The following is a 13060-nucleotide window of genomic DNA, read 5'->3' as shown; positions in this document are numbered from 1 at the left end:
GCACCAACTGCAATAACCAACCTTTGGACTTCGAGCTTTGGCTCTCTCCATGCACACAGGCGTTATTACAGAAAGACAAGACCTGCCTTTTGGTGGGTCTTTTTTGTGCCGTGCAATAAACCTACGAGAAGTTGTGGTTTTGGTTGCTCATGCGGATTGGTTTTGGTAGAATTTGTGGCAAATCCACAGTAAAAAATAAGTAGCAGTCAAATATGATCAACAACGCACCAACTTATATTTCTTTATTTTCATCGGCAGGCGTAGGGTGTTACGGATTTAAAATGGAGGGTTTTGAGTGTATTGCAACCAATGAGTTGCTTGCAAAAAGACTCAATATTCAAAAAATCAATAACAAATGCCAATATGAGTCTGGCTATATTTCAGGCGACATCACACACATTGAAACGCAACAAAAAATCTATGATGAAATAGCAGTTTGGTCTAAGAAAGGAAATGATAGGGTTGATGTTGTGATTGCAACACCACCCTGTCAAGGCATGAGTGTTGCCAACCATAAAAAGAAAGAGGATGAGATAAATAGAAACAGCCTTGTCGTAGAGAGCGTAAAGATTGTAAAAAAAATTCTTCCGAGATTTTTTATTTTTGAGAATGTCTCGGCATTTTGGAATACAGGGTGTACCTATAATGGCGAAATAGTTACCATAGGGGATATGATTGCAAAAGAGCTATCTTTAGAGTTTTTAATCGAAAAAAGAGTGCTGAATTTTAAAAATTATGGATCAAATTCATCTCGCACCAGGACTTTGGTTATTGGTGTTCATCGGTCTCAGAGCAATACTGTTTTGCCGATGGAGTTATTTCCAAATTTCCAAAAAGAAAAAACTTTAAGGCAGGTTATCGGCGATATGCCTCAACTAGACTGGGGCGAGTATCAAAAAGACGACTTCTTTCACAGTTTCAGAACATATCCAGCTCACATGAGGGATTGGATAAAGAACATTGGCGAGGGTCAAAGCGCTTTTGATAACATCGATGACCATAAGAAGCCTCACAAAATTATTGATGGCAAACTGGTTATTAACCAATCAAAAAATGGTGATAAATATAAGAGACAGGTGTTTGATAAGGTTGCACCTTGTATTCATACACGAAATGATCAAATGGCAAGTCAAAACACAGTACACCCAACACAAGACAGAGTTTTTTCAATTACGGAACTCATGCGAATGATGTCTATTCCCAGCAGTTTTAAATGGCTTAATTTAACTAAAGATGAATTAAATGCAAAGACATGGGATCAAAAAAAGTTGATTTCCAAGAAAGAGGAGATGAACATTAGACAAAGCATCGGCGAATCTGTTCCCACAGAGATATTTCGGCAAATCGCTCATAATATACAAACATTTTTATCCAAAAGAAAAATGGGTGATTCTGATATTCGAAAAATAATTGAGCAGCAGCAACTATTTAACCCAATTAATTTAAAAATATTTGTAAAAAATAATAAGGATACTATTTGTTTTGATAGCCTGGCTAGAATTATAGAGCTATCAAATGCAAAAAGGTATTCTCATTCAGCCTTTTATACGCCAAAAGAGATATTAAATGAAATTATGACAGTGTTGCCAAGTTTTGAGCAACAAGATGAAGTGTCTATTTTAGAACCTTCAGTGGGTATTGGTAATTTTATCCCACTGCTTTTTAAAAGATATAGCCATATAAAAAAGGTAAAATTAACAGTTGTTGATGTTGATTTGGAAGTGCTTGATGTTCTAAAAATTATTTTTGATAAAAAAGCAATTCCATGCAATTTTGAGATTAATTTTGTGCATGCAGATTATATGCAAAAAAGTTTTAACTGCAAGTTTGATTTAATAGTTGGCAATCCGCCTTTTACCAAACTGAGCACCAAAGAGATTTCAGAGTATCTTGCAAAGGTTGATTATAGTGCGAAATTGACAAATTTAGCAGGGTTGTTTTTGGAAAAATCACTAGCTGAAAGTAAAAACATATCGCTTATTTTGCCAAAAAATTTATTGAACACATCAGAATACGCACAAACAAGAACTAAATTAAGGCAGTCCAATGTGTCATCTATATTGGATTTTGGTGAATTTGGATTTAAAGGAGTTTTAATTGAAACAATTAATTTAACAATAACAGACAGCAAAAGCAATAAAGTGTTTGTTAAATCAATCCCTAAAGGCATTGAGCTTGAACAGAACAAAGGCTATATTTTTTCCGAAAAACTTCCTTATTGGGTGATCTATAGGAACGATTTTTTTGATGATATTTGCAATAAATTGGTTTTTGATGTTTTTTCTGTATTCCGAGATCGACAAATCACAAATAAATTGCTAACGAGCACTAAGAGTGGTGCTGCAATCAGGGTTTTGAAATCAAGAAACATCAACGATGATGGTAGTGGTATTGTTAACTTATTGGATTACGATGCTTATATTAATCAAAATGAAGCCAAACGATTGGCAACATACAAGTTTTTAAACCGCGATGATGTATATTTAGTCCCCAATATGACATACAAACCAAGATTGTTAAAAAAAGAAAAGGGATATATTACCAATGGCTCAGTCGCCGTGTTGCAAAAAAAACATGATTTTACCATCACTGAACAGCAACAAAAATATATCGCCAGCAAGGAGTTTAGGGACTTTTATGCTTTGGCTAGAAATTTTCAAACACGCTCATTGAATGTTGATAATACAAGCGTTTATTGGTTTGGACTCAACAAGGATATGTGAATATGAACATTTATTTTAACTTTTTAAATCAATTTGATTACGATGTGAGAAAAACAAACAATGCTAGATGGATTGATCAGAAATGCACATTCGATGTTATAACCATCGTGGCCGACTGCATTATTGAATATGTGGAGAATGAAGGAGAGGAGTTTACCGTGTCTGACATATGGCACAGTGCTTACTCAAGAAATAATGTGATAGAAATTTTTTCCAAGCCAGATCCTGAATTAGAAGCAGGTAATGAATATGACAAATATTTTGGACAGCCAATTAAACTGCTGGCTTACAGTAGGATATTATCAACAAGAAAACAAGGCAGAAGATATTATTACAAGATAGGTAATAAAGAATTGCTAGAGAACATTGCGTTAAGACCGACAAACGCACTAAATTTTCTTTATGAGTACATTACAAAAGTTTTAAAAGATAGTGGCTTGAGTGGGGACTTTGACAGTTTCTTTGAAAAACAAACCAAAGAATCCTACAGAAAAATAAGACAAGTCTTTATTGATTTTACAATCAAAAATACTGCCATTAATAAAGAAATTGAATGTGGGCGGATTTTTACAAAAATTCTCAATCCATTGGCATTCAAACTTAGAAAGAAAGGTACGGAAAAAGGAAGGTTATCTCTAAAAATCATCACTTTAAATGATTTGCAATACAACAGATCTAATTGGCGAGATGAATTAAGCGGCAAAGAGAAATCTGTAACTCGAGGTGAGCATGAACCCAACTTAAAACAATTGCAATCAAAAGCTTTGGCAAAATATACTGTTAATAAAGCAAAGAAAGCTGTCAGAAGATATAATGAGAAGTTTTATAACTCACTCTCGGAAGTAAAACAAGAAACCGAGATAGTTGCTGCCACACAAGTACACCATATTTTTGCACAATCAGATTACCCAAAGATAGCTGATTATATAGAAAATCTTATTACAATAACGCCCAACCAACATTTCACAATGGCTCACCCAAACAACAATACGAGAGATATAGATAAAGATTTTCAATATATTTGCTTATTAGCGAAAGCAAATCGAATAATGGAAAACTTACTATCGGATTATTTGCCGAAATTTTATGATTTTGATGATTATAAATATGTGCTGAATATAGGCCTTGAAACCCAAGAATTTAATGAAATAGCTGATTTAGATTTCGCCGCTGTAATCGATAAAATTGATTATTTTTATAGCGATTACATAGGCCATAATAAATATCATACTTTAATCAAGAACAACCGACCAACTCCATGCTAAGTTAGTGATAAAACCTGCGCAGTGGTAGGTTTTATCACTAAAGTTTGTGACAGCTTAATCAAAAATCTGTCATTTTATCTGCACCTAACTTAACTGTGAATTAAAAACTTGCTTATTGCTAACAAAAACTTGCTTAATAAAAAAAATACCTTTACTTTTCAATAAGTTAAAACAAATCGTCAAACTTGCTTAATCTTTTTTAAGAGTAAAGGTTGCATTGGCATCACGTTGTTTTAGGCTATGACGCTCAATAATACGATTATTGATAAAAGCATTTAAGTAAGCACGAACAGAGGTGCAACATAAAATCTGTTGATAGCTTTTTAGAGTTATTTATAGGTTTTTGTAAGTTTGTAGGGGCGGATTGTGTTTGATCCAAAGCAATGGAGATTATGGCATACCCCATAAAAGAAAGCCCCTAACCTTGTGATTCCAACCCTTGAGTTGGCAAAGTTAGGGGAGTTATTGGTGGTAATTATACTAGAAACGCTTAAATCTAGCAAGCTGGAAATTAGTTATATCAAAAATAATCGACCAACTCCATGCCAAATCAATACTCAATGTGCAATAGCACACGGCCTTTTTTGTAAGTAAATTCAGCAGCGTATTCGACTTCGTAATCTTCTGGCAGTTTTTTAAAGTAAACTTTTTTGTTCAGCTTGGTAAATTGGGCTTTACTCATCGGACCAAAGTCCACATAAGAGCCAACATTGTCAGTGCCTGGATATTCCCACAGGATAAAGCCATGGATTTTATGCCCATACAGTGTGGCGTTTTTGACAGGCACATAGGCAGGTGTGTAAATGCCGTTGTCTTCAACTTCTTCGCCAAGCTCACGACTGGTCACATTACGAGCAGGTAGGGCGTCATTGGCATAAGGTTTTGAGAGCTTGTAAGTTTTGCTCAAGCTTCGTCGGTAATCACAGCCGTCAGTGATTGGGCAGTTTGGGTCTTCTGTATAATGTGCCACACTGCCAGCAAAGGCAGCAAAAGCCTTGCCACGATCGCCAGTTTTACCTTTTTCTAAATAACTAAACATCGGTGTCCAGTCTGCTGCTTGTGCCATTGCAGAAAATAATAGGGCAGGTAACAGTAGGGCGATGGCTGATTTTTTCATGATGTCTTCCTTTTGATCATGCTTATAGTAAAAAATCGCCTTACTTAAGCAAGGCGATTAAAATAAGGCAACCACAACCGCTTGGTTTTCGCTTAAGACCATTTTTAGGTTGTCGTTATGTCTGTTTTATTATTTTGGCAAATTACTGGGTGAAAGTCAAGTGGCTTTGTCGTTACTTCCAACGATACAAGCTATAATAAAACAACCCACCAAACCTGCTTGACAAAAATATCAACACCGATATAATTATATCCAACCAATATAATTATTTTTTTGAATATAATTTTGTATAATTTGAGCCACCATGACCGACTTACTTTATTTTAATCGCACCGAACTGGCAAAGCGACTTTTAATCAGCCTAAAAGACGGTATCGCCCACGCCTTGACGCTGTTTGCCCCCAGACGAATGGGTAAAACGGCCTTTTTGTTGCACGACATCGAACCGATGGCTAAAGAAATGGGTTTTCATGTGTTTTATTTTAGTTTCATGAACGACAACCAGCTCAACATCGAAAACGAGTTTAAAGGCTCGCTATTGAACTTTCTGTATCACATTCAGCCATCAAAACATCTCAATAGCATCAAGCGCGTTGATGTTTTAGGCGTTGGTGTCGAGCGATCAGACCTCCAGCAAACGCATACCTCTGTTGTTGAAGTGATTAACCTAATCGCCAAAAGCAATAAGCCGACTTTATTTTTGCTTGACGAAGCACAAGAGCTGGCACGACTTAAAAACACTGATGGCTTAGTGCGAGCTTTACGCACAGGTCTTGACATCAACAAATCAAAAATCAAAACCATTTTTACAGGCTCAAGCACCAACGGTTTACGGTCAATGTTTCATGACAATAAAGCGCCGTTTTTTGAGTTTGCACACGCTTTGGATTTCCCAAATCTAACTAAAGATTTTACCGACCATTTGGTAAAAATTTACGAAAGTAGAACAGGGGAGAATATGGACAACGACGCCTTGTTCTCAATTTTCCAAAAACTACAATACAACCCCATGCACACCAGAACGATTGTGCAAAACATGATCATCAACCCAAATCTGAACTTAAGCACCGCTTATCAAGAAAGACTGGCCGAAATCAATCGTAACCAAAACCATATTGGCAAGTGGCAGGCCTTAAGCGAACTGGAAAAACAAATCTTAATTTTGGTTGGCACAGGAGAAACTTCGCTTTACAGCAATAAAACCCGAGAAACTCTAGCTCAAAGGTTGGGTGTCGAAACTTTGACCAACAGCAGCATTCAAGGCAAAGTCCGTAAACTTATCAACATGGATTATTTGACAAGAAATGCCGATGGGGCTTTGTGTGTCAATGACGACAACCTTGTTTCTTGGATCAAGTTATCTATTTTATAAATCACTAAAGGAAGAGATGATGAGAAAATTTGCACTTTGTTTGGCAGCCACTGCCGCACTTACCACTACAGGCTGTACGACCATTGGCGATTTTATGGGCAATGACAGCTTGACCTTGGACAGTGAAGCGGCCAGCAATTACGCCATTTTTAAGCACAAAAACCGCCACATGATTGACACCACATCTACCACGGCAAAACGCATTCAGGCGGTGTTTCAACGCATTGTGCCTTATGCCGATAAAGCCAATAACACAGGCATTCCGTTTTCTTGGGAGATTACCGTATTTCGCAGCGATGAGATGAACGCTTGGGCAATGCCAGGTGGGCGTATGGCGTTTTTTACAGGCTTAGTTGAAACACTGGATTTGAGTGATGATGAAATCGCCGCCATCGTGGGGCATGAGATGGCACACGCCTTAGAAGAGCATCGCAAAGAAAAAGAAAACCAATCTTTGGTCAGCAGTTTGCTGGTGGTTGGTATGGCTTATGCAGGCGTTGGGGCGGTCAGTGAAATAGCGTTGGCGTCAGATTTTGGTGAAAAGGGCTATTCACGAGCCAAAGAAAAAGAGGCTGATCGCATTGGTTTGTTTTTGATGGCACAAGCAGGTTTTAATCCGCAAGCAGGTATCAGTGTTTGGGAAAAATCAATGGCTTATGCCGAAAAACAAAAACAGCTCAATGGTGATAAAAACAAATTCTTTGAAAAACGAGACAACAGGATTTTAATCAGACCATTTGCAGGGCTAAATAAAATCGTCGAAAGCCTTAGCTCAACACACCCAGCGGATAAAGAGCGTATCCAAGCGATGAAAGACCTGCAGCCACAAGTCATGCCACTTTATCAAGCCGCCTTACAAGGCAAGGCAGAGAATTTTGTGGTGCCAACCAATGTCAAAAATCCCGTTGGTGAGAGAGTTAAGGGTGTTTTTGGGAAGAATAAGTAAAAAAACCAGCCAAGCCGCAAACTAAAAACTTGACTGGTGAAAAAAAACAAACCGTTAAACCCGCGGCGAGCCTACCAAATAGCCCATTTTATTATCAATCAGCCATTTTTGCCACTGTCCTGTATAGCGAACCAGCTTGGTGCGGTAAATGGCGTTGTGATAGGGCGTCCATGAGTGGTAGCCGCTGGCTCTGGTGTAAAAGTCCAAATGTTGTTTATTCGGCATTTTTAACGCCTCAGACATCAATAAAGACGCAACTGTGGCATTATAACAGCCCCTGTTTAGCACATCTTGGCGACTGCCACCCATGCCTTGAATGCGTGGCAAGTGAATGGTGTTAATCTGAAAAGCACCCAAATCCTGCGTGCTGTTCTTATTATTCACCCCTTGACCAGTTTCGCCACGCTCAATCGACTGCACGCCAAGCATTAAATCTGTTGGCACACCAAAGCGTGTGGCAGCGTCTCTAACACATTCTAAAGTCGGGCGACCAACAGGGTAATGGTTGGGGTTTGGCAGTTGCGCGGCTTGCACAGGAGACGCAAGGGCACAAACCACGCCTGCCAAAAACACTTTGTGAAAACGCACAACCATGGTATCACCTATGGCTGATAATCACTGACTTTCCAAGGGCTGCCTTGCGACAACCAATGGCGTAACAACGCCTTGCCGTCTTTGTGGTACAATAAATCGTTATGCAATTTCCAAGCGGCAAAACCTTGGGCTAAAAAATTCAAACCAAATAATAGGGCAAAACCCAAAGCAAGTAGGGCGATGAGATAGGCACTCATAGTGATGTATTTGATCGCGACACACGCCAGCACCAACGCCACACCCCCACAGATACGAGAACGCAACAGCAAGCGTTTTACGCCTATTTCTCGCTCTTCAGCACTCAAAACTCCCACGCCTGCGGCACGGCCTTGTTGATACCACTGACTACCCTCTTTGGCAATCAAATTCACCAAAGTTTTGCTTTTCTTATCCGCAGTTTCAACCTCAAAACCACAGTGATCGCATTGCCACTCACCTTTGGCGGTATTATCCTGTGCATTTTGTAGGTGTAAGAACCCATCAGCACAGTAAGGGCAGTACACCTTACTTTTGGGTTTTGTTTTGACATCTTGCACAAAAGCTGAGGCGGTGCGTCGTGAACCACGGTTAAACATCAAGCCAAGGGGCAGTGTCACCACTTTGGAGACACCACGAGTGACTAAACTGGACTGTCGCTCGTTGTTTTGAGCATTGTGATTTTTGGGGGTTTTATCTGACATAATGGGTCCTGAGCCAATTTTTAGACTTGCTTAGTAAGATAGTTTACATATTCTAAAATATATTGCTAAACAAGTCAAGCCACAACAAAACCATCAACGATCGTTATATGCCAGTGTCGTGCGACCACCATCAACCGCATTCAGGTAATTGCGATCTCGCCAAATGGTATAGCCATTGTGCTGGGTGTATGGGCTAAACTTCGGTTGACGAAAATCTGACACCCACTGTGTGCCATTATAGATTTGGATATGGCCGTGTGGGTTTTTGTTTGAGCGGTTAAATACTGCCACATCGCCCACCTGTGGCTGGTAGTTGGTTTTAGAAACCTTAGTAAAACCAGCACTCGCCAAAGCACCGTTATTATACATATACGCTGACGCTTGCGGGGTGATCTTATAACCTGCCACTTGCAACGCCTTGCGCACAAACAACGCACACCAACCCGTACTGCTACCTTTGGCCGCACTTGTCGCTGATTTGGCAGCCAGCACAGGGGCGGAACCACTTGGCAAATTGCCATAAGCTTTGGCACGATAACCATCTTCTTGGGCGTTATTGCCATAATGATTGCTTAATTGACTGGCGACGCTGGCATTACCACCAATCACAATCTCTTTACCAAGCACAGGGTCAAAATAGCTAAACGGTCTGACCGCCGCTTGCTGATTACCCACATGTGGGGTTTGTGGGGCATAAAACCCTGTGTTTTGTGCAGGGGCTTGGTTTTGAAGTGCCACAACGCTTGGCGGTGGTGTCGCTTGATAACGCTGCAACAGGTTGTTAATGGCAATATCAATGTCATTTGCCCCCACCAAATCAGGAATATCATTACTGTGGTTAGCCGCATTATCCTGCGACAAATAACGCTCATAGCCAGTGTTGGCATGGGCGGTGGTACTCATCATACTTGCCAATAACAAACACGGCGCCATCACGCCTGCTTTGACAGCTGACAACAAAGGAGTGGTTTTCATAAAATATCCTCGCAAAGGTGAACTTTAGTTTCATCACCAAAAATATCGGTGGCTAGGTAAGGTTGCCCTTGTGTGTTAGGGTCTTTGTCAAATACAATCACATCATCAAGCTTGGGGTAGCAATCAAAAAACGCTCGCAGCACTTCTTCAAAATCAGCGTCCAAAGCAGGAATTGACAACAGCTCTTCAACGGTCTTGGGCGTAGGGGCAGGTGTGGTGCTTTCTTGTGTATCTTTGGCCGCATCTTCTCCATCAGCCACGCCAGCAGCACGCTCAGCCATCGCCAGCTCTTCAGGCAAATCATCGTCTTGTGCCGACTGTTCAGGGGCAATCTCTCCACCCTCAGCCGACCCAGACGCTTGCTCGGCAGCTAAAGCGGACACTTTGACTTCTTGTCTTCTTTTAAGCTCAGGCAGTACTTGGATTTTTAACCGCCCATCACTCCCTTTTAGCACCCGCATTTTGCCAAAACTTAGGTTATCAAGCCAAGTCTTCTCACCGCTGTTTTTAGCACCACTAGCCGCTGCTTTTAACGCCTTGTTTTTCTGCTCGTAAATCTGAGCCACCGCTGCCGCCGTTACCAGTGGCACATCTTGCAAACCATCATCACCTTTTAATGATGAACCACTGATATACGCATAAAACAGTGGGCGTGAGCTGGCGGAGATAAACGGTGTGGCTGGTAAAAACAATGCCAATTGTGGGGCTTGACGCAAATAACAGCGTGGCACAGGTGGGATTTTGGTTTTTAGCAGCTCTTGTAATGTCGGCTCGCCTGCACCTGCCTCATAGCGAATAAAAGGAATAATCAAATGTCCAGAAATCAAGGCTTTGACAATCTCAAAGTAAATACGATACTGTGAACCCAAATCCCCTAATGACTGCAAGTGCATATAATGGGCGTACAAGCTTTTTTTCACCGCCGACGCTTCGTTATACGCCGCCGCTTCAGGGTTGCTATCAATGTCTCTCAGCTGTGGCGACATCACCAAATATTCCGTACCTTGTGCCAGCGTATGTATCTTATCGACAAAGGAGAACGAACGGCTAGAGTCTGCCCCCATCACCTCAAAAGTATCATCATCAATCATCGGATTATTGATGGAATCCAGTAGGCTAGCAAAGGTGTTCAACACTTTCATTGACCCCATCGGCTCATAGACCAAACGGGCCGCCAGTAGTTTGTCCCCACTGTGTAAGCAATTTGTCAGCATAGGCAAACGGTAGCTTTGGGCGAACCGTTGTTCTTGCTGGTGTTCAACCGCCGCTTTTTGCTCATCGGCACTGTAATGTAAGCAATCCAACAAAGGTTGTGGCTCCAAATAATCATTGCCCAGCAAATCCTCGCACTTTAACCGCCCAATCAGGGCTTGGCGTTGGTGCTGTAATACAGGCAAGGCTTGATAAGGCAACCAAATCTGTACCAATGGTAGTTGGCGATATTGCACTTGTGCCAAGTGGCTGATCAACGCCTGTTTTTGCGACAAACTTTTTGGCAAGTTCAATAAAATCACAAAAGGGGTAAAACCCGCCACTTGCTCGCCTTGGACTTGTAGCTGGGCAGTCACTTTGTTCTCATTGACCAACGGCAAGGGCTGCTTGTTATCATCAGTCGCTTGTTCAGCAAACGGCAGGGTATAGTAATCATAGTAACCGCTCAGTGACCAAAAATCTTGAACCTTATGTTGTGGCTGAACCCCAACAGGGCGTTGCATGAGCTTTTTAAAGCTGATACCACAAGGCTTATCAGGATTTTTACTCAAATCTTCACGAGAGTTTAAATGTATGGATAATAGGTTGTGCATTAAGCTTAAGCTACCAGAGTTGATCTCCAGTGTGTCCTCGGCAAACCGAAACCCCGCTATTAAAAAATCAAAAAAGCTGGTTGCTTTGTTTAAAGAATCAATGTAGCGACGGGCTGCCCCATGGTTACTGTCCAAGCTTTGAATATAAGCGTCCAAACGCTCCTTAAAATCGTCTTTAAAGAAGATGATTGACGCACGGCCATTGGCATGGTCACAAGCGGTAAAAAACACCTCTAAGGCTTGCTCAATCGACAGTGTGTCATACAATCTGGCAATCAAAGCATTAAAAAACACTTGGTGCTGGCTGTTTTGGGTGGCGCCAGTCTCGCCAAGCAAATTTAACAGGGCGCGGACCAGCTCTTGCACTTGATTACCAAAACAACGGGTTTGCCAGTGAAACTGTTGGTAGAACTCGGGCAACTTACCGTCTAAAGCTCCCTTTTTCACATCATCACCCATCACCGCAAACAAAGGCATCACTTGCTGGCTGATGGTCTGCTCATTTTTAGACTTTTTCAAATCAAAATACGGCACAATGCGGTCATTTCTATCATTGACCACATATTCATGCAATAAGCTGTTGGTGGGTGACTCTTCTGGCAACAAGTTTTGGGCGTATTGTAAAAATTGCTGATGTTCAGTGGACAGTTGTTCATCGCTCTTATCTTTGCTGTCCGCTGTGGCGGTTTTTTGGCGGTGCTCGGCCTGTTTTGCCTCTTGGTACTGTTGGTACAGCTCATCAATAGACGCCCCCAAATCGTGTAGCACCATTGCCAAGCGGTGTCTTAGTACCGTAGGGTACAAATGGCGGTAGGGGCTGTTTTGTAAGTCGTCAATGTCATCTTTTTGTGGTTTGTCAGACGCACCAGACCCGTTGGCGGCATTGTCCCCACTATCCTCAGGCACCCGATTGACCAAGCCATCAAAAGCAGCTTGCAAGGCACTGACACTAGCTTTAGGGTCTGCACACAGCTTTTTTTGGTCATGGATATGGGCGTGCTTGTTTTTTAATACCAGCTTTTGCGTGTAAAGCAAGTGATGGCAAATCCACGCCACACAGCGATCTTCATAATCGCCTCTTTGGATTTGACCTGCCATCAAAATGGCATAAGGTGTCATCAGTTTGCTGGTGGCAAAGCTGGCGAATAGCAGGCGAATGCGGGCAAGCTGGCGTTTATCACGGCAAAATACCCCTGCAATGCTCACACCCAAGCGTTCGCTCACCACCTTAAAACTGTGCTCAGACAGCACATCAGGGGCAGTCAAGTAGCAAAATGGTACGGCTTTATACACTTCACCCTCAAGCACCACAAAACAGACATCATATTCGGTGGGTATGCCTGTCGGATACGCAAAAAACAACGGACGCTGCTCGTTGGCTTTGCTTTGGTAATACTCATTGACTGTTTGGGCGATCACGCCTGCCACTCGGTCATCGGTATAAGCAGGCAAGTCCAAAGCGTGAATGCTGCGAGCGTCCACTTGTTTTAACGCTTGTAGGTCTTGGGCGTTGTATGGCACAAAAGCAGGCTGGGCTGGTTTCGGTTTAATCACCTTTTCGATATTGCTAAAATGGCTCACGC

The 13060-nt window shown here is 41.6% G+C and carries 9 protein-coding genes; 4 read left to right on the top strand and 5 right to left on the bottom strand.

Translation table 11 applies throughout. The annotated features are described in order from the left end of the window. The first annotated feature begins 212 nt into the window (after positions 1-212). Together ACFBZI_RS11335 and ACFBZI_RS11330 are read left to right on the top strand one after the other, a co-directional pair. Positions 213-2723, top strand: coding sequence for a DNA cytosine methyltransferase (locus tag ACFBZI_RS11335; protein ID WP_375716478.1), 2511 nt, complete (start codon positions 213-215; stop codon positions 2721-2723). A gap of 2 nt (positions 2724-2725) precedes the next feature. Beyond that, positions 2726-3988, top strand: a complete 1263-nt coding sequence (locus ACFBZI_RS11330) for a hypothetical protein (RefSeq protein ID WP_375716477.1) — start codon at positions 2726-2728, stop codon at positions 3986-3988. A gap of 550 nt (positions 3989-4538) precedes the next feature. Here the strand turns inward: ACFBZI_RS11330 and ACFBZI_RS11325 are convergent. Further along, positions 4539-5105 carry a hypothetical protein gene (locus ACFBZI_RS11325; RefSeq protein ID WP_375716476.1) on the bottom strand — a complete coding sequence of 189 codons (567 nt, stop codon included), beginning with the start codon at positions 5103-5105 and terminating at the stop codon, positions 4539-4541. Positions 5106-5409: 304 nt separating this feature from the next. On the opposite strand from ACFBZI_RS11325, the gene ACFBZI_RS11320 reads away from it, so the two are divergent. Continuing rightward, on the top strand, positions 5410-6477 hold the full coding sequence (locus ACFBZI_RS11320; RefSeq protein ID WP_375716475.1) for an ATP-binding protein: 1068 nt from the start codon (positions 5410-5412) through the stop codon (positions 6475-6477). A 16-nt stretch (positions 6478-6493) separates the two neighbouring features. Next, positions 6494-7423 (top strand): M48 family metallopeptidase, encoded by a 930-nt coding sequence (locus ACFBZI_RS11315; protein WP_375716474.1) that lies wholly within the window; start codon positions 6494-6496, stop codon positions 7421-7423. Positions 7424-7477: 54 nt separating this feature from the next. Here ACFBZI_RS11315 and ACFBZI_RS11310 read toward each other — a convergent pair whose 3' ends face one another. From ACFBZI_RS11310 to ACFBZI_RS11295, 4 genes are all read right to left on the bottom strand, one after another. Further along, positions 7478-8017, bottom strand: coding sequence for a lysozyme family protein (locus ACFBZI_RS11310; protein WP_375716473.1), 540 nt, complete (start codon positions 8015-8017; stop codon positions 7478-7480). An 8-nt stretch (positions 8018-8025) separates the two neighbouring features. Continuing rightward, entirely contained in the window at positions 8026-8697 is a 672-nt protein-coding gene (locus ACFBZI_RS11305; protein WP_375716472.1) for a hypothetical protein, read from the bottom strand. A gap of 93 nt (positions 8698-8790) precedes the next feature. After that, positions 8791-9672 (bottom strand): CHAP domain-containing protein, encoded by an 882-nt coding sequence (locus ACFBZI_RS11300; RefSeq protein ID WP_375716471.1) that lies wholly within the window; start codon positions 9670-9672, stop codon positions 8791-8793. Then, complete coding sequence (locus ACFBZI_RS11295) at positions 9669-13058, bottom strand: hypothetical protein (RefSeq protein ID WP_375716470.1); 3390 nt, start codon at positions 13056-13058, stop codon at positions 9669-9671. The genes ACFBZI_RS11300 and ACFBZI_RS11295 overlap by 4 nt, the downstream gene beginning before the upstream one ends. Positions 13059-13060 lie beyond the last annotated feature (2 nt).

It is taken from the genome of Moraxella marmotae, from assembly GCF_042219885.1.
GTDB classification, from domain to species: Bacteria; Pseudomonadota; Gammaproteobacteria; order Pseudomonadales; family Moraxellaceae; genus Moraxella; species Moraxella marmotae.
The sequence above is the reverse complement of the archived record's forward strand: the minus strand, read 5'-3'. Positions and strand labels throughout refer to the sequence as shown.

What these genes read in the sequence shown, in the direction of transcription:
- ACFBZI_RS11335 (WP_375716478.1), top strand. Translation starts at nt 213, where the DNA reads ATGATCAACAACGCACCAACTTATATTTCTTTATTTTCATCGGCAGGC.
- ACFBZI_RS11330 (WP_375716477.1), top strand. Translation starts at nt 2,726, where the DNA reads ATGAACATTTATTTTAACTTTTTAAATCAATTTGATTACGATGTGAGA.
- ACFBZI_RS11325 (WP_375716476.1), bottom strand. Translation starts at nt 5,105, where the DNA reads ATGAAAAAATCAGCCATCGCCCTACTGTTACCTGCCCTATTATTTTCT.
- ACFBZI_RS11320 (WP_375716475.1), top strand. Translation starts at nt 5,410, where the DNA reads ATGACCGACTTACTTTATTTTAATCGCACCGAACTGGCAAAGCGACTT.
- ACFBZI_RS11315 (WP_375716474.1), top strand. Translation starts at nt 6,494, where the DNA reads ATGATGAGAAAATTTGCACTTTGTTTGGCAGCCACTGCCGCACTTACC.
- ACFBZI_RS11310 (WP_375716473.1), bottom strand. Translation starts at nt 8,017, where the DNA reads ATGGTTGTGCGTTTTCACAAAGTGTTTTTGGCAGGCGTGGTTTGTGCC.
- ACFBZI_RS11305 (WP_375716472.1), bottom strand. Translation starts at nt 8,697, where the DNA reads ATGTCAGATAAAACCCCCAAAAATCACAATGCTCAAAACAACGAGCGA.
- ACFBZI_RS11300 (WP_375716471.1), bottom strand. Translation starts at nt 9,672, where the DNA reads ATGAAAACCACTCCTTTGTTGTCAGCTGTCAAAGCAGGCGTGATGGCG.